This is a genomic window from Oceanotoga sp. (assembly GCF_030445905.1).
In the GTDB taxonomy this organism is placed as follows: domain Bacteria; phylum Thermotogota; class Thermotogae; order Petrotogales; family Petrotogaceae; genus Oceanotoga; species Oceanotoga teriensis.
In genome coordinates this window covers 1-18914 of sequence record NZ_JASUSU010000035.1, presented here as the reverse complement: position 1 = coordinate 18914, position 18914 = coordinate 1, and the positions used below count along the sequence as shown (strand labels likewise).

The following is an 18914-nucleotide window of genomic DNA, read 5'->3' as shown; positions in this document are numbered from 1 at the left end:
GCCTAAAAAAATGAATATATCCTTAGAATGGTTAAAAGATTATGTTGATATAAATTTAAATACTGAAGAGATAGTAGATAGAATCAAATTACATTCAACAAATGTTGAAAAAACAGAGAAATTGGCTCAGGGTATTAAAAATATAGTTATAGGAAAGGTAGAAAGTGTAAAGGATCATCCAAATGCAGATAGACTTATAATTTGCGATGTAAATATAGGAAAAGAAAATATTCAAATCGTTACGGCTGATAAAAGTGTTAAAAAAAATCATTTAGTACCGGTAGCTTTAGATGGAGCAATTCTAAAAGATGGCTTTAAAATAAAATCGAGAAAAATGAGAGGCGAATTATCTCAAGGAATGTTTTGTTCCCTTGAAGAAGTAGATCTTGAAGAAAAATCAGATGAAGTTTATAAAATAAAAGAAGAAGTTCCACTTGGAGTGGATTTTGTAGAATATTTTAAAATGAATGATGAAATAATAGAAATTGAAGTTTTTCCGAATAGACCTGATTTACTTTCTTATACTGGAATTGCAAAAGAACTTGAAATAATAGATACGGCTAAAAACTTTAAATTACCGAGTTTTAAAAAATTAAATAAAAATAATTCATTCGATATCGAAATAACTGATAATAATTGTAAAAGATATTCAGCTGCGATTATAAAAAATATAAAAGTAAATGCTTCTCCTTTATGGTTGGTAAGAAGACTTGCAACTGCAGGTATAAGGAGCATAAATAATATAGTGGATATAACTAATTATATAATGTTAGAAACTGGACATCCAGTTCATGCATTTGATTTAAATTTGATAAAAGATAAAATTATAGTTAGAAAAGCTGTAAAGGGAGAAAAAATACTATTACTCGATGAAAAAGAATATGAATTAATGGGAGAAGAAACGCTTATAACAGATAAAGAAAAGATACTTGCAATTGGTGGAGTTATGGGTGGTGAACTTTCAGGAATAAATGAAAACACGACAAATATTCTTTTAGAAGTAGCATATTTTGATCCCGTAAACACAAGAAAAGTTTCAAAGTATCATAAATTATCTACTGACGCTTCTTATAGATTTGAAAGAGGTATAGATCCAAATGATGGCGAATTTGTTATGGGAAGACTTGTAAAACTAATAGAAGAAATAGCTAATGGTGTATCTGATGGAACAATTACAGACATATATCCAAACAAAATAAATCCAAAAGAAATAAATTTAAGATATACATATCTAAATGAAAAACTTGGGACAATAGTTCCTGAAGAAAAAGTTCAAAAAATAATAGAAAAATTTGATTTCAAAAAAGAAAAAAATACAGATGGCTGGAAAATATTTCCATCAACTAAAAGACCGGATCTTGAAATAGAAGTAGATATGATAGAAGAAATAGGAAGAGTATTTGGATATCATAATATAGAGTCAAAACTTCCAGAAACTACTTTATTTCATGGAGATAAAAATAATTTTTTCATGTTTAAATCTGAAATAGCTTCATTGATGATTGGAAACGGTTATAATGAATCTATAACTTTTTCTTTTATGAATATAAACAATATGTGGTTAGATAAATCAGATTTAAAAATATTGAATCCACTTTCTGCTGAATATGAATATATGAGACCACTTGTAAGTTATGGACTATTAGACTGTTTATCTTACAATTACAGAAATCAAAATAGAGATGTAAAATTATTTGAAATTGCAAATATCTATAATACTACATCAGATGGAAAAACAAAAGAAGTTCCACATTTGGCATTTGTAGCAACAGGAAAAGAAAATCCAAATGATTATACAGATAAAAGAATGATAAATTACTACACTTTTAAAGGTGTATTAGATAATTTGATAGACTTTACAAATATAAAAAACTTAAAAATAAAACGATTGAAAAAAGAAGGATTTTCATATTCTCAAAGTGCTGAAATTTATATAAAAGACGATTATATAGGATTTATAGGATTATTAGACTCTCAATACGCTGATAAGATTTATGATATAAAAGATAAAGTATATATATGTGAAGTAAATCTTGAAAAAATATATGAATTTTCAAATCCAATAAATAAAGAAAATAAAAATTTTGATTATCCGGCAATAAAAAGAGAATATTCTTTTACTGTGCCTATAAATAAAGAGTTTGAAGAAATAGAACAAATAATAAAAGATTCCGGTAATATAATAGAAAAAATAAATATCTTTGATGTATATAAAGGAAAAGGTATAGATGAAGACAAAATAAGTATAACAATAACAGTAGTTTACAGATCTTATGAAAAAACTTTAACCGATGAAGAAATAAACCCTGTGGAAGAAAAATTCTTAAACAAATTAGATTCGATGAATATTAATTTAAGGCAAAAAGGTTAGGAGGTGTAAAATGGCAAAAGTATTTGGTGAAAATACTGGTAAAGGTTTTATAAAAGAAGAATCCAATGAAATATTTGCCAAAGCAATGGAAAGTGCTATATTTAAAGCCCCTGTAAGAAATAAAGATAAAATATATATTTCTGATCTATGGTTTATAACTTCATTACCAAAAGATTTAATATGTGAAATAGTAAAAGAATTCGGTGAAAATTTAACTATTCCAGAAGATATAAATTTTATATATGATGATAAAAACAGAGAAACTCTTTGGGAAAGAAAAGAAAAAAATTCTGAAAAAGAAATAAATGATGATTTTAAAAATTCAGATGAAGATGAAATTGAAGAATAAAAAATAGAGCAGGATTATTCCTGCTCTTTCTTTAAGAGTTATTGCCATATAATTCCTCTAAGATCTTTCCCTTTTTTATAGGCTTAAATAACTTAAACAATACAATAAACGCAAAAAAATAAAATATTGAACTAATCAAAAACAGCCACGTGTATCCATTGGGGAGAGATACGATCAAACCAAACATAATGGCTGCAATTGATCTTGCAAAAAAATTAAAAGACTCTCTAAAAGAGTTAATTGTTGTAACTTTATTTTTAGGTAAAGAACTCAGAACAACCGTCATAGTAACTGGATTTGTCATATTCATAAAAGAGAATCTCAGAGCATAAAGAATTACAAATAAATACGCACTTTTAACAAATCCAAGACTTATTATCAGCGGAACAACAAGACCAGATAAAACCATAACATACTTCATAGGCCCTATTTTTTTTGAAAATACTGGTGAAAAAATAGATCCCATAGCTGCACCAAATTGAGCTATAGAAAGAGAAATACCTATTAAAGTTGGAGGCATATCGAACAAATCTTTAAATATTAAATTCCCAAAATTTACAAAAAGACCTGCTCCAAAACTTATCATAAATGTTCTTATATAATAATACTTTAAAATATACAGTTCATCTTCTTTAAAATCTGAAATGTTAAATATATCTTTAAATTTTGTGTTCTCGTTCTTATCACTCTCAGGTATATTATACAACAAAATATTAGAAATTATATAAGCAATTGCTGAAATATATAAAGTAATTTTAAATCCAATAAATTCTCCCAAAAAACCTCCAAGAAAATTCCCAAATAATCCACTTCCCATAGTAACCCCAAAATTAAAACCAAAAGCTTTTCCTCTAATTGAATTATCAGTTATATCTATTATATATGAATTCAATAACATCATTCTGGATGTCATAAAGCCACCAGAAAAAAAAGATAAAGTCAAAAGAAAAGTTTTAATTGGAAAGGTGACTCTTAAAAAAAGCAAAAGTCCAAATCCATAAGATGCAAAGTATAAAAGTTTTTTCTTACCAAATCTATCTCCAAGAACGCCTATTAAAATACCTAAAAAAGCAGATCCAATCATTTCAATAGAAGTTATAGTACCAATAAAATCATTTTCAAAACCTATATTCCTTAGATAAAGGTTAAAGACAACTTTATATATGGCCCAAAAAATACTGCTACAAAAAGAATACAATATTAAATTTTTTAAATTTTTAGACATCTCATCCTCCAAAAAAGGTTTGTCTTACTAACTATATTATACCATCAACATGATATAATATTAATTTTTCAATATCAAATTAATTAAATTACAAATATATTAAATAAAACTAATACCATCATAAAAAACGTAAAAAAGAAGTGTTATCATATATGTATAAACAAAAACAAAGATTATTTTAGCATTTAAATGATTTTTGTTTATAATCAAAAATATTTATCTATAATTATTTATAAACACGGATAATCTGTTTTTTTAAAACTTGATGAAATCCGATATAAATGATATTATAAAAATAGTTAGCACTCAAACAAAGTAAGTGCTAAAAAATATAAAAAAATACATCTAATAAATATAAGGAGGTATTACAAATGAATGTAAAACCTTTGGGAAACAGATTGTTGATCAAAACTATAGTAGAAGAAAAGAAAACAGAAGGTGGCATTGTATTGCCTGATTCAGCAAAAGAAAAACCTCAGACTGCTTTAGTAGTTGAAGTGGGAAACTTAGAGGACCTCGATTTAAAAGCTGGAGATAAAGTTATATTCTCTAAATATGCTGGTTCCGAAATCAAGGTTGATGGTGAAGACCATATAATAATCGATGCAGACGATGTTCTTGCAAAAGTAGAAGACTAAATCAGGAGGTGTGTTGAAAATGGCTAAAGAATTAAAATTTGGTGAAGATGCAAGAAGAGCTTTAGAAGCTGGAGTTAATAAAGTAGCAAATGCTGTTAAAATAACATTAGGACCTAAAGGAAGAAATGTTGTTCTTGAAAAAAGTTGGGGTTCTCCAACTATAACTAATGATGGAGTGTCAATAGCAAAGGAAATTGAATTAAAAGATAAATTTGAAGATTTAGGAGCTCAATTAGTAAAAGAAGTTGCTTCAAAAACTAATGATATTGCTGGTGATGGTACAACTACAGCAACAGTACTCGCTCAAGCTATGATTTCTGAAGGACTAAAGAATGTAGCTGCTGGTGCTAATCCTATATTGATGAAAAACGGTATAAACGAAGCAACTAAAAAAGCCGTTGAAGAAATTAAAAATGTAAGTAAAAAACTTTCAGGAAAAGATGAAATAGCTCATGTTGCTTCTATATCTGCAAACAATAAAGAAATTGGAGATATAATAGCTGAAGCAATGGATAGAGTTGGAGAAGATGGAGTTATAACAGTTGAAGATTCTAAATCTATGGAAACTTTTGTTGAATTCACAGAAGGTATGCAATTTGATAGAGGTTATATTTCTCCTTATTTTGTAACTAATACTGAAAAAATGGAAGCTGAAATGAAAGATCCTTATATTCTTATAACAGAAAAGAAAATATCAAATGTAAAATCAATAGTTCCTGTACTCGAAAAAGTAGCTCAAGCTGGAAAACCATTGGTTATAATTGCAGAAGATATAGAAGGAGAAGCATTATCAACATTAGTACTAAATAAATTAAGAGGAACTCTTGAATCTGTTGCTGTTAAAGCTCCTGGATTTGGAGATAGAAGAAAAGCTATGCTTCAAGATATAGCAACATTGACAGGTGGTACAGTAATTTCAGATGATATCGGTTTGACTTTAGAAGATGCTACAGTTGAAATGCTCGGTACAGCTGATGTTATAAGAGTTGGAAAAGATGATACTATAATAGTTGGTGGTAGTGGCGAAAAATCAGCTATTGAAGATAGAGTAAAACAAATAAGAGGTCAAATTGCAAACACAACTTCTGATTATGAAAAAGAAACATTACAAGAAAGACTTGCAAAATTGGCTGGTGGAGTTGCAGTTATAAAAGTTGGAGCTGCTACAGAAACCGAATTAAAAGAAAAGAAACATAGAATTGAAGATGCTTTATCAGCTACAAGAGCTGCTGTTGAAGAAGGTATAGTTGCCGGTGGAGGTATAACCTTAATAAGAGCTAAAGAAGCTGTAAAAGAAGTTGTTGAATCTTTAAAAGGTGATCAAAAAATAGGTGCCAATGTTGTTTATGCTTCATTAGATGCTCCTATAAGACAAATAGCTAAAAATGCTGGTGTTGAAGGTGCTATTATAATAGATAAAATTTTACAGTCTGATGATTCATCTTACGGATACGATGCATTGAATGATGAATTTGTAAATATGTTTGAAAAAGGTATAATCGATCCTACAAAAGTTACAAGAAGTGCGGTTCAAAATGCTGCATCAATAGCTTCTATGTTGTTAACAACAGAAGTATTGGTAACAGAAGAACCTAAAGAAGAACCAGAAATGCCTGCAAACCCAGGAATGGGTGGAATGGGCGGAATGATGTAATAATAATTCCTTCTGAAATAGGTACGCAAATGCGTACCTATTTTTTTTTATTAAATTTCACAATATATCATGGTATAATATTAATACAAAATTATCTTTTTATTTATATTTATAATACTATATTAATTTTTATTAATAAAACAAAATATTTCTATAAAATATATAAAATAAGTCATAGTAAAATATTTGAAGATTAAATAAGGGGGTTTAAAAAATGAAAAAACTTTTTATTGTTTTTATTGTTTTATTTTCTCTATCTATATTTGGAAAAACAACAGTGGATTTTTGGCATGCAATGAGTGGCGAAAGAATTCAAATTATTCAATCTATAGCTGATAGATTCATGGAAGAAAATCCAGATATAGAAGTCAAGACACAGTACACTGGAAGTTATAAAGAAACTTTAAACAAACTTATAGCTGGTGTAAAATCAGGTACAGCACCTCAAATAGTTCAAGTTTATGAAATAGGAACAAGATCTATGATCGATGGGGGAATAATAATTCCTATACAAGATATGATAGATAAAGATAAAACATTTGATGAAGCAGTTTTTCTCAACTCTGTATTAAATTATTATAGAGTAGATGGAAAACTTTATTCCATGCCTTTTAATTCATCAAATGCTGTTCTTTTTTATAATAAAACACTTTTTAAAGAAGCGGGATTAGATCCCAACAAACCTCCAAAAACCTTTGAAGAAGTTATGGAATATTCAAAAAAATTATTAAAAAAAGATTCTAATGGAAATATAATTAGAACTGGATTAACTTGGCCTACACATTCATGGATATTTGAACAACTATTAGCAGCTCAGGATGCTCCTTTAGTTGATAATGATAATGGAAGATCTAAAAGAGCGGAAAAAGCTGTATTTAACAATGAAGAAGGTCAAAAAATTTTCAAATTTTTTTATGATATGACAAAAAATGATTTGATGTTAAATACCAAAAAAGAGGATTGGTCAGCAGCAAGACAAATTTTTCTTTCTGGAAAGGCTGCAATGGTAATGTTCTCAACTTCAGATGTGACTTCATTTACAAAAGAAGGAAAAGCAAATGGTTATGATATTGGTACTGCCTTTTTACCTACACCAGATGGTGCACCAGATGGTGGTGCAATAATAGGTGGTGCAAGTCTATGGCTTGTAGATGGTCATTCAAAAGAAAAAACCGACGCAGCTTGGAAATTCTTAAAATATTTAAATTCTACGGAGGAACAAATCAAATGGCATTTAGATACAGGATATTTCCCTGTTAGAAAAGATGCTGTAGAAAATTTAATGTACGAAGGATTTTATTCAGAAAATCCTAATTATTTAACAACAATTATGCAATTAGTTTTATCTAAACAAACTTATAACACAAATGGAGCTTTAATAGGAGTTTTTCCTGAAGCAAGAGATAAAATTGAAACTGCTATACAGATGATGAATTCTGATGAAATGGATTATAAAAAGGCTTTAAAATGGGCCGAAGATGAAGTAACTAAATTAATAAAAGAATACAATGAACTTTATTATTAAACTTTAAATTTTAAGGGCGGTTAACCCCGCCCTATTTTTACAGGGGGTATTAAAATGAAAAAAATTATACCGTATATTTTACTATTTCCTACACTATTAATAATAGGAATCTTCATATACTGGCCTGCAGGTCTTTCTTTTAAATTAAGTTTTTATAGACAATCTCCTTTTGGAAATAGAGAAATATTTGTTGGATTTAAAAATTTTATAAACCTTTTTAATAATCCAGAATACTTGAATGCCATGCTAATAACCTTAATATATGTTATTTTAACAGTCTTTTTTACAATCGTAATAGCTTTTCTTCTTTCTCAATTATTAAATCAAAAAATACCAGGAACTAAAATTTTTAGATTATTTATATTTGCACCTTATGCTATTTCACCAGCAATAGCTGGTACTTTATGGTCTTTTCTTTTAAATCCAGTAGTTGGACATTTAAATTATTTTTTTAATTCAATATTTGGCCTAAATATGGATTGGCTTACATCTTCTCCTTATGCACTAATAGCAGTTATAATGGGAAGTATTTGGAAAATGTTACCATTTAGCTTAATTTTTTATATCGCTGGGTTACAATCCATACCAGATTCAATAATAGAAAGCTCATTAATAGATGGAGCTAATCTTTGGAAACGAATGTGGAAAATTAAATTTCCTTTACTTTCTCCAATAACATTTTATCTCGTTATTATGACTATAACCTCTGCAATGTTTAACTCTTTTGGAATAATAGATGTGATGACAAAAGGTGGACCAATAGGAGATACTACCACTCTAATATATAAATTATACTTAGATGCTTTTACTTATCAAAAAACAGGTCCTGCAGCAGCTCAAAGTATAATTATGTTTATAATAATGGGAGTTGTAACTTTCTTTTATTTCAAAAACGTTGAAAATAAAGTCCATTATCAATAAGGAGAGATTTTATGAAAATAAGCACGAGAAAGAAAATGAATTTAATAGTATCAGAAATACTTTTAATATTGATTTCTATTTTAATAATGCTTCCAATTATTTTATCTTTTTCTATGAGTTTCATGAGTCCAAATGAAGTTTTTTCTTATCCACCAAAATTATTACCAGAAAAATTAAATTTTGATAATTATATAAAAGCATTAAAACTAGTAAAACTTGATAGATTATTATTAAATTCAGCTTTGATAGGTATTGCCGTAACAATAGGAAAGCTTATCACAGGAACCCTTGCTGGTTATGCATTTTCTAATTTTAATTTTAAAGGCAAAAAAATTTTATTTGGTATTTTATTCATAACTTTATTTTTACCTGCTGAAACCGTTATGATATTACCCTTATTCATGATAATGAATAAACTTGGATGGATAAACAGTTATTTAGCCTTAATAATTCCTTTTATAGCTTCAGCAACAAATGCTTTTTTATTTAGGCAACATTTTATGACAATACCAAAAGAACTCGAAGATGCTGCCAAAATAGATGGTGCAAGCCCTATGCAATATTTTTTTAAAATATTAATTCCTCTTTCAAAACCAATGCTCGGTGGAGCAGCTTTGATAAATTTTGTCTATGCTTGGAATATGTATTTATGGCCTTTGATAGTAACTATGGATGATTCCATGAAAACCGTTCAAATTGGTGTGAAAATGCTCATGGATGCCGAAGGATTAAATAATTGGGGTGTAATAATGGCGGGAACAAACTTAGCTTTAATTCCAACATTAATAATATTTTTTGCAATACAAAATCTTTTCGTAAAAAGTCTTGTGAGTTCTGGCTTAAAAGGTTAAAAAAAGCTGTATTTATAAAATACAGCTTTTTATTTTGGATAATTGATTATAAAACTTTCTGTTTTTCCAGCAAAAGATATTTTTCCATCATCTAAAAAAACAACTCTTTCAGCTATATCAGAAAAAAGCGAAAAATTTCTTGTTGAAATTATAAGTGTTCTATCTTCTTTTATTCTATAAAGAATATCTTTAACATCTTCTAATAAAAAATCATCTAAATGGTCGAGTATAGAATCAAATATAAAAACTTTTGGCCTTCTCGCCAACGATATAAAAGTTATTAAAGAGATTTTCTCACCTATTGACCAATTTTTTAAAGAATTATACTCTTTGAGATTATCCAAATCAGAAAATATTTTAGATATGCCAAGTTTTTCAAGTATTGAAAAATATTCTTTTGAAATATCTTTTAGCTTTAAACCCAATGAAAGATTTAAAATCTCTTTTAAAGTTAAAAAATTGAGATTTTCAACAAAAGTTGGATCTGAATAAGTTATTTGAGATCTCAAATATTTTCTATCTAGATCAAAAACACTTTTGCCAAGAAAATATATTCCACCAACACCTTCGACATTATTATAAAGCTCTTCATTTAAATGCACAAAAGATCTCAGTAAAGAAGATTTACCTGAATTTCTTGGACCATAAAGAAGTATTATCTCTCCCGGATATATATCCAAGTCAAGATTTTTTAAAATCTTAGTATTTCCTATATTTAAAGAAAAATCTTCCAATTTTAAAATTGGATCTTCATAATACATTTTATCAACTCATTTGTTTTTTTCAACATTATCTTTAGTATTACCTCTTCTTATCTCAGCTATTTTCTTTATATACTGAGAGTCCTTCTCCATCTTCATAACTTTTATGAATTCATATTGTGATGACAGCTTGGGGTTAGAAAAATTGAGTTTATCTTTCATTTGCATCACCTCTAATAATAAATAATAATAATTGTTTATATCACTTTTATGATACATATAAAATAATACAAAAATAATAAATTATATTACAAGTTTTTTATATCTTAGATAATATATTTTATAAAAACCTCTTTTATTTAATAAAAGATTAATAAAAGTTATCTTAAATATTTAATTAAAATATTTTTCACATACTTTAATAATATGACCTTTTATGTTATAATTGATACCACCACCAGGTATATTAAAAGGGAGGGAATTATTTGAATAATTTTGGCCTACAACAAAATATTACCTATTTGACAGCTTTTACTGGAGGTTTAATATCTTTTTTAAGCCCTTGTATAATACCTTTAATTCCTATTTTTTTTAGTATTTTAATAACTGATATTAAGAAACCTCGTATAGTTATAAAAAGAAGTATAGGATTTTTTTTAGGATTATCTTTATTTTTTTCTATTCTTGGGGTTATATCGGGAAGTATTTCTCTATTATTTGCAAAATATAAATGGTTAATAGATTTATTTGGAGGAATTTTGATAATTATATTTGGAATAATTTATATTTTAAAAATACAAATTTTTAAAAATACAAATATTAATCTATCAAAATTCAAAAATGATTCATTTATTTCATCATTTATAATGGGTATAATAATATCTTTTGTTTGGATTCCTTGTTCTGGTCCAATATTAGCCGCTATTTTTACAATGGCTGCAACAAGCGAAAATATCATTAAGTCTTCAATAACTTTATTTTTATATTCACTTGGAATATCTATTCCATTTTTATTTTTAAGTGGATTTATAAGTAAACTTTTTTCAAAAATAAGTTTTGGAGAACCCAAATGGCAAAAACACCTCAGAATTATAGGTGGCTCTATTTTAATTATTGTTGGAATTTTAATAAGTACAGGTTTTTTTAATATTTTACAGGGGGTATAATGATGAATAAAAACTTTTTAATTTTTTTATCTTTCATATTTATATTTTTATTTTCTTTCTCAAATGATTCTTTAAAAGATTTTATGATAAATGATTTTAATAATGGTATAGAGATCTCAAAATTAATGGATAGAAATCTTATTTTGATGTTTTCAACTAATAAATGTCCAGCATGTACGAAGTTTAAAAATGAAGTTTTAAAGAATGAAGAAGTACAAAAATGGTTAAAAACTGAATATATTTTTGTTGAAATTTTACCAGATTCTTCAAAAAAAACTACTTATAAAAACTATAATTTAAACTATACACAATTATTTAGTGTCTTTAATGCAAGAAGTACTCCAACATTCATTTTTTTTGATGATAATGTTGAACCTATAGGTAGTTTAATTGGAGCTTATCCATCAGAAATTTTTTTAAATCTATTAAAATTTTTAAAATATGATAATGATGAAAATATTGAAATAAATGAATTCATGGAAAAGAATATACAAGTAAATATAAGAAGAAGAATTTTAAATTTAAAAGATGAAGAGATTGAAAAACTCTTAAAAATAGATCCAAATACAAAAAAAGCATCTAAAAATTTGGATAAATATATCAATATTTACCTTGATGATGATTTAAATGACAATAATTACAATAATTTTATAATATTAAAAAAAGAGTAGATTTAGGAGCGGTCAGATAGGGATTGAATAAAAACTTAGTGACAGCTTCAAGCGGAGCAAAGGAAAACCACACTGGAGAATAAAATCTTTAGTGTGGTTTATTTTTTATTTAAGTATTTTGCTTATTTTCTACAGAAAGAATAAAGTCTGCCATTGATATAGCTGCATTTACAAATAATCTTGCATGATGCTCTTCAATTGATAATCTAGCAGCTCCTACACCATGAGCATCACCATCTTTATTACGCATCTCAGCTACAGCGGATATAATTTTTTCTAATCCAGATAAAAGTGTGTTAACTCGCCTGTCGGCATTTGGATTAGGATGCATATTATATAAATCTTTAACTTGCCTATATAGTTTGTTTATATCTCCAGAAGTAGAAGGCTCTTCACTCTTTTTTTCTATAACATAGCAAAATGTTTCTTCCACTAATGTTCTAGCTTTAGTTATTGCACTATCAAAATTACCTTGCTCAATATCATCTAAGGCACGAGCTGAAATATTCTTCACATATTCTCTATCGATAGACTTTATTCTTGGTGCTTGGATTTGAATCTTGCTTCCAATTGTCTTAATAATAAATTGATTACCTAAAAACACAAGTTCATTACCACCATAATAGAGTATGCCATTAATTTTATCTATTACTAGGTCAAAAAAATGTTGATATGCCTTATCAATTTCATCTGCTCCTAAATCTTTTGGAAATAATTTTGAAAATTGTTCTTTAGAAAACAGATATAAAAACAGATCAGAGCATTTATCATTTTTGATAGAGTGGTCAAAGAGGTTATCAAAATATTGCCATCTGCTTAGATTTGAGTATTCGATATAATAGCCAAAAATCATTGAAATACTACATATATCTGGACCGCTTAGATAAGGCATTGAGATAGTTATTGTTCTTCCATCACTAAACTCATATTCACCATATTTGGTATCGCCATCAAGTATAGCGTATATTTCTTTGGTTTTTAGCAATTCAAATGAATTGGGCACAGTAGAAGACATTTGATCCCCCCTTTATGATCTAATAAACACTATCCGACTTAAAAGCTGTCTCTTTAATATTTATTCCATTTCCTTTATTTTGTCTTCAATAAAATCAATTTCATCTTGGTTTAAATCATATTTCTTATAAAGCTGCATATCAATTTCTTTAATAGATTTGTTCCAGTCTATATCAGATTTATCCGTAAAATCTTGTAAGACTACATTTGACCATACTTTAGAATTCTTGTTTCCTTGTGTTACTTTTTTTGTCCCTAGCAACAGTCTTGTAAATTTACACCTTATGTATTTTATTAAATTTTCTGCTTCGCTTCTATTTTCAAATGACCCAAAACTAACAAAAGTCTCTGTTGCACCAACAAAAGGTTCCCCTATTTCAGGAGCACTTAATCTTTCACCAAATTCTCCAGTTCCATTTGAACTTGCTAGGTACACCTTATATTTGTCAAAGTTCTCTGGTGGATTTATATACTTTTTTTCAAAATATAATAGTTCCCGTTGATTGTTTTTACGACCTAATATACGTATGTACTCTTTACCGTCATTTGGCTCTGCTTCAAAAAAGGATTCGGGAAATTTGGAAAATACTGACGATGAAAGATATCTAGTTGAGCCACCAGATACTCTTTTGGTATATTCAGGGTTGTCGTCAAAAAAAACTTTGTTATATTTGTAACTTGTATTTGAATACATAATATCCGATAATGAATTGGTCATTTGCTTTGTCACTTTAGCTAATACACTTTTTACATATTCATTAGGTATAAATGTTTTAATTGCTTCAGCTTTTCTTTTTCCATCTCTAAGTGTTATTGAGACACCTCCTTTGATATCAACGTTATCAAAAACCTCCTTTGAATCTTCAAAATACTTAATAACTCTAAAATACTCATCATTTAGCATTTTATTATTCCAATCAGAAGGTGTTTTGCCTGCATCAAATAAAAAACGTGCAGGTGTTATCAATGTCACTATATCAGAAATAGCAATTGAATTATCATAAAACAAATGATAGACAGGCGGTTGTTCCCCTCTATGTGCTATGTTTTCTTGATAAGGAGGATTTCCTACCACAGCATCAAATTTCATCTTTCCACTTCCTTTCTTTTTCCAGTAGTTAGGTCTTGTTATCCTATCTATGAATTGTCTTGACTTATTTCTCATCATATTATTTAGGTCATCAAAATAAGTGGCATTAGGTGAGATATCTTTAAATCCTACTAATGTTCTTTTTGTGATAGATTTTGCCATTGGTGTTTTACAAATTATAAATATATTTTCTTTTATTGTTTCTTCCCAAAGTTTGTCCTCTACATCTTTTGTTAAGTCTGATTCTGAATATTCTTCGCATCTTTTTCTAAATATACTATAGGTTACATATAGAGGGTAAAGCCCTGTTTTAGAATTTATCTCTAGTATTTTAGCCTTCTTATTACTTAAAGTATCTTCTGTCACTTGACCTTGGTTAATATATCTCGGTTCTTCTAAAAGCTCATTATATTTTTCATCATAAAAGTTATAGCCACCTAAGCAATCCCCCATGTGCATATTCACAACTCTCCATGGTGTAAGAACTGTTTCTTTATCTGGATTTTTGAAATTTAAAAACAATTCTGCAATTTGCTTTATTCTTTCTGTTGGAGGCAATTCATCTGCACCTTTAGCAATGTCTCTTATTTTACGACCAGCAACTACAAATATTTCAGGGTCATAGTACTTTATAAATTGTTTAAATATTTCCTTTGTAACACCTACAGGCATGAATTCTTCCCAAGAGGAGTCATCTACTATTTCTACTAATTTCTCCATAGTAATATCTTCATTAATATCAATGTCTGCACCATATATTAAAAGAGGCATTCTAATAGATATACCACGCAGAATGGAACGGGCATCTCTAGCTTGTTTTCTCTTTTCATTTGTTTCTTTTAATTTAGCTTCTTCCTCTGGAGTTCGCTCTTTTTTAGGTTTCTTCTTTAATCTTTCTATTTCTTCATACTCTTCATCTGTAAAACCTTGTCTATTAACATCTATTTCATTTGTTTTATGTGAGGACTTCGAGCTACCTATAATTCCTTTTAATTTTTTAAAGTTTTCTAAATCTATATTGTTTAATTTTAATAGTTCATCATTGTATAGGTTGTTATCATCAAATCCATTCTTTACAGCTCGTTCAGCATAAGCACGTTTTAACTGTTGTAAAAGCCTGTTGGTATCATACTCTTTCATGCTAGTGCCTTCGACAGCTATAACTGGGCAGTAATTCAAAAACTCGCCTAGAATCAACCTATCAGAACTATCAGTCTTTCCTGCTTTTGTTGAAATGGCTACTGATTCTGCAACCATTTTTAAAGTTCTATCAGGAGCAAAATCAAAGACATAGGCTGTTGTTTTTATCTTACCATCTTTATTGCATGGAGATTGTACTCTAAATATTGTTTGAAGATAGTTAGCTGCAGATGTAGAAAAAGAACCTGCCAAATAGAATACCGCAGTCCATTCTGGTACAGTAACTCCAGTGGTGAGTTTACCACAAGAGAGAGTTATTGTGTAGCCTTCATTGCCAGCACTTTTTATAGCATTTTGTACTTTCTCTAATGCATCTTCTGATTTTTCTTCCTCATCGCCATCACCAGCTACATTAACTATATTAAAGGCACCATTGCCAAATACGGGATGGGTTTTCATCATTTGACTTAATGCTTTTGCTTCTTTAACACCTGGTACCATCCATAATGAATGTCTAAATAACGAGCGATATTCCTCTGTGGAGTATGGGTATTGGCTATCCTCATCTTTTTTTGTTATTAAATTTAAAAAGCTCCAAACATCAGCTTTATGAAAAAACTCTCCTGCCTTTACTCCAGATGGGAGAGGGCGACGGTCTATTTTCATATCCCCAGTCCATACTCTGAAAAATTCTCTAAAGTTGAAAGCTTTATCTTCTAGTTCCTTATATCGTGGGTTGTCTATCAATTTACCTAAATCATATGTATAGATTTTTAGTTCAGGCAATTCAGCATAAGGATTTGAATCACCTAAGTTATGTTTATCCCATTCATATTTACTACTTTGTTCCATCACATAGTCCCAAGTATAGATATTGTCATCATAATCTCCAAGGATATTGAAGGGAGTCCCAGAAAGTGCTAAAAACTTAGTTTTATTTAATTCTTCTTTAACAGTTGCCTTTATAACATCATTCCCAAGAGCTGTTGTTGTACCCTCATGAGCTTCATCCACTATAACAAAATCCCAAACGGTATCAAAAACGGCATCATTCTTATCGAATTTACCACCAACAAGATCAGAACCTCGCAAATCTTGCATAGATGCAAAATAAACAAAGTTTTTTTCTGTTTTAAGTAAATCTTCTATTGTATAGCCTGTATTTTTAGAGCCATAGATGTAACTTTTGTCGCTGTAAAAGATTTTATTGAAATCTTCATACCAGCCACTATCTACAACAGGTCTATGGGTGATAATAATTGTTTTTTCAAACTTAGATCGTTTTACTACCTCTAAAGCACTAAGTGTCTTACCAAAACGCATTTTAGCATTCCACAACATCCTATTTCCTGATTTAAACTGTTTTAAAGTTCTATTTATAGCATCTTCTTGTTCAGGTCTGAATATTATTGGTGTAAAAGAGTCATTGGTAGCAGCTGATAAATTATAATGTCCTTTTTTTACAGCTTCAATTGCCTTTAAGGCTGTTGATAGATCAATGTCAAACCATTCTTGACTTGTGGAGTTTTTAAACTTCTTTTTAGGGATTCCTGAATTCTCTAACACTCTATGTACATGGTGATCTCTAAAAGCTTTTATTGCTGGTCTTCCATCTTTGTCTTTAATAGTTCTAATAGCAAGCTCGGTATGTAGCAAATCAAAAGATATGCCTGCAGTATTTGTGTATTCTCTAATACGTTTTATAGCTGCTTGATTAAGTGCTCTACAATTAGGAGGAAGATTATCTATGGTGTCATCAGTTTGAATTGTAGTATCACCTATTTTAAGTAAACCTTTATGACTTTCGCTTTTTATTTCAAAAATGTATATTAATTTATACTCAAATGCTGATGAAAACATTTTACCCATTTTTTCTTCCCTCCAATAAAGTGCGATATTCTAAAATTATATTTGAACGCCAATTTTTTATTTTGCAATATTTATCTTCTGGTTTTTCTTTCAAGTCTTCAAGATTTTCAAATAAACTCATCTGCTGATACTCTTCTCTTAATTCTGAAAAGGGTATGGCAAAAGTTAATCCATCCATTTGCCATATATTCCACGATATTATTGTAGCTATTCTTTTTAATTCTTTTAAACTAGGTTCTCTTTTTAACTTATCTCTCACATTATCTATGAAAGTATGTAAGAGGTTTTCTCTGGCTAAGAGCAAGTTATCTCCTTGAAACTCATATCCATAAACACTTTGAAATGCTCTTACTGTCCATCTAAGCCATTCTTCTTCATTTCTGGCATTTTCACTAACTACTCGAATTTTTCTATCTAAAAGTCCTATTCTAGATTTCAAATTAATGACTTCACCTGTGACAGTATCATAACGACTCACTAAATAAGGAGCTTCTCCACAGGTTATTTCCATTCTCCTTGCATCCACATAATCTTTCCAAGTTTTATTTTTTACATTTGGAAATTCAATTTTTTCATTGTTTGGAATCCAGTCTCTATCTTTAGCTATATTAAAAACATTTTTTCTTCCAAACCACTGTTCATCTATCAAATTATTCTGTTCGTTACAAACCCATGAAGGAGTAAAAACCTCTGCTTTATCTCTTGTTCTATTGTTTTGTTTTTCATAGGATTTGGTTATTCTTGGTCTAATAAATTTTTCACTGCCCCTATTAACAATATTGAGACTAATTTCGTTTTCTGCTTTGTATATTTCACCTAGTTGTATATAGTCATTGGTTGCCCAAATTATATTTTTACCTGTCGTTCTATCTTTTAGAAGAATACTTAGTAATGGTTTACCATAAGCAGTCAAATCTTCATCAAAGATTTTTAATTTTATATTATCTTGCACAGTATCCCCCCTTTGTATGTATTACTTATTTTCTTCAGTAAACTCTAAAATATCATCTACTCTACAATTAAGTACCTTGCAGATACTTTCTATAGTTTGCAATTTAACGTATTCATTTTTCTTTAACCGAGTAATTATATTAGCAGAGAAACCTGCCTGTTTCTGCAAATCTGAATTTGACATTTCTTTTTCTATTAATAAGTGAAACAATTTCTTATAGCTTACTGCCATGTGCCTGACCTCCTTAAACAGCAAGTTCCAATATTTCAATTATATCACGAGTTCGTGAATAATTCCATCCATAAATAAAATATATTTTCTGAAGTCAGATTAATACCCATCAACCTACTTTCTAATGAAGGCAGGTTTTTTTATTTTCTTTTTCAAATACCTCAACTTTAGCTCTTTCCTGTGGCTAATAAATAGGAGATAAAAATATCTATTAAATTTCCCTACGGATTTTAGACTTTGCTGTCCTTTAGATATTGAAGGCGATTTTATCTCCTTAGCTTTAATGCTTTTGAAGTTTTGCACCTTGAAAACTGAATACCCCAAAATATAAGAGATACTTTCAAATGAATATGCCATAACGATTTTTCCGAGCGTATCTTTGACTGCATACGAGGCTATGTCAAACAAGGCAAGTACTTAGGAACTGTAGTGTTTTGGGCTTTTATTTTAATAGTGACTTGAAAAATAGAGCAATAAAAAAGGGATATGAAATAAAAAACAAGTAAATGAAAAGCAACAAAAATAAAAACAAGTAAAAAAAGGAAT

16 protein-coding genes are annotated in these 18914 nt (G+C 28.7%); 9 read left to right on the top strand and 7 right to left on the bottom strand.

What is annotated here, in order from left to right; all coding sequences use genetic code 11:
* Positions 1-10 precede the first annotated feature (10 nt).
* Both pheT and PWP28_RS10095 read left to right on the top strand, forming a co-directional pair.
* Complete coding sequence (gene pheT, locus PWP28_RS10100; protein WP_308644684.1) at positions 11-2371, top strand: phenylalanine--tRNA ligase subunit beta; 2361 nt, start codon at positions 11-13, stop codon at positions 2369-2371.
* Between the two features lie 10 nt (positions 2372-2381).
* Complete coding sequence (locus PWP28_RS10095) at positions 2382-2720, top strand: hypothetical protein (RefSeq protein WP_206050589.1); 339 nt, start codon at positions 2382-2384, stop codon at positions 2718-2720.
* A 31-nt stretch (positions 2721-2751) separates the two neighbouring features.
* Here the strand turns inward: PWP28_RS10095 and PWP28_RS10090 are convergent, their stop codons facing one another.
* A complete protein-coding gene (locus PWP28_RS10090) occupies positions 2752-3945 on the bottom strand; it encodes an MFS transporter (RefSeq protein WP_109605857.1) in 1194 nt (397 codons plus the stop codon).
* Positions 3946-4316: 371 nt separating this feature from the next.
* Between PWP28_RS10090 and PWP28_RS10085 the strand changes: the two genes are divergently transcribed.
* From PWP28_RS10085 to PWP28_RS10065, 5 genes are all read left to right on the top strand, one after another.
* Entirely contained in the window at positions 4317-4583 is a 267-nt protein-coding gene (locus tag PWP28_RS10085) for a co-chaperone GroES (protein WP_109605859.1), read from the top strand.
* 19 nt (positions 4584-4602) lie between these two features.
* Positions 4603-6237: a chaperonin GroEL gene (gene groL, locus PWP28_RS10080; RefSeq protein ID WP_264150503.1), complete on the top strand. Its 1635-nt coding sequence runs from the start codon at positions 4603-4605 to the stop codon at positions 6235-6237.
* A 214-nt stretch (positions 6238-6451) separates the two neighbouring features.
* Positions 6452-7762 carry an ABC transporter substrate-binding protein gene (locus tag PWP28_RS10075; RefSeq protein WP_305081440.1) on the top strand — a complete coding sequence of 437 codons (1311 nt, stop codon included), beginning with the start codon at positions 6452-6454 and terminating at the stop codon, positions 7760-7762.
* 54 nt (positions 7763-7816) lie between these two features.
* Positions 7817-8683, top strand: coding sequence for a carbohydrate ABC transporter permease (locus tag PWP28_RS10070; RefSeq protein ID WP_305081441.1), 867 nt, complete (start codon positions 7817-7819; stop codon positions 8681-8683).
* A gap of 11 nt (positions 8684-8694) precedes the next feature.
* Positions 8695-9534 (top strand): carbohydrate ABC transporter permease, encoded by an 840-nt coding sequence (locus PWP28_RS10065; protein WP_109605866.1) that lies wholly within the window; start codon positions 8695-8697, stop codon positions 9532-9534.
* 29 nt (positions 9535-9563) lie between these two features.
* On the opposite strand, the gene PWP28_RS10060 is transcribed toward PWP28_RS10065, so the two are convergent.
* Positions 9564-10295, bottom strand: a complete 732-nt coding sequence (locus PWP28_RS10060) for an ATP-binding cassette domain-containing protein (RefSeq protein WP_109605868.1) — start codon at positions 10293-10295, stop codon at positions 9564-9566.
* Between the two features lie 9 nt (positions 10296-10304).
* Complete coding sequence (locus tag PWP28_RS10055) at positions 10305-10457, bottom strand: hypothetical protein (RefSeq protein WP_158274882.1); 153 nt, start codon at positions 10455-10457, stop codon at positions 10305-10307.
* A 263-nt stretch (positions 10458-10720) separates the two neighbouring features.
* On the opposite strand from PWP28_RS10055, the gene PWP28_RS10050 reads away from it, so the two are divergent.
* Complete coding sequence (locus tag PWP28_RS10050) at positions 10721-11401, top strand: cytochrome c biogenesis CcdA family protein (RefSeq protein ID WP_305081442.1); 681 nt, start codon at positions 10721-10723, stop codon at positions 11399-11401.
* A gap of 2 nt (positions 11402-11403) precedes the next feature.
* The gene (locus PWP28_RS10045; protein ID WP_305081443.1) at positions 11404-12072 is read left to right on the top strand and encodes a thioredoxin fold domain-containing protein; all 669 of its coding nucleotides are present in this window, start codon (positions 11404-11406) and stop codon (positions 12070-12072) included.
* 109 nt (positions 12073-12181) lie between these two features.
* On the opposite strand, the gene PWP28_RS10040 is transcribed toward PWP28_RS10045, so the two are convergent.
* Genes PWP28_RS10040 through PWP28_RS10025 form a run of 4 tightly spaced genes read right to left on the bottom strand, consistent with a single transcriptional unit; the run spans position 12182 to position 18368 of the window.
* On the bottom strand, positions 12182-13087 hold the full coding sequence (locus tag PWP28_RS10040; RefSeq protein ID WP_308644683.1) for an abortive infection family protein: 906 nt from the start codon (positions 13085-13087) through the stop codon (positions 12182-12184).
* Between the two features lie 60 nt (positions 13088-13147).
* A complete protein-coding gene (locus tag PWP28_RS10035; protein ID WP_308644682.1) occupies positions 13148-17185 on the bottom strand; it encodes an Eco57I restriction-modification methylase domain-containing protein in 4038 nt (1345 codons plus the stop codon).
* Positions 17178-18137, bottom strand: coding sequence for a hypothetical protein (locus PWP28_RS10030; RefSeq protein ID WP_308644681.1), 960 nt, complete (start codon positions 18135-18137; stop codon positions 17178-17180). Before PWP28_RS10030 ends, PWP28_RS10035 begins: the two co-directional genes overlap by 8 nt.
* A 21-nt stretch (positions 18138-18158) precedes the next feature.
* Entirely contained in the window at positions 18159-18368 is a 210-nt protein-coding gene (locus PWP28_RS10025) for a helix-turn-helix transcriptional regulator (RefSeq protein WP_308644680.1), read from the bottom strand.
* Positions 18369-18914 lie beyond the last annotated feature (546 nt).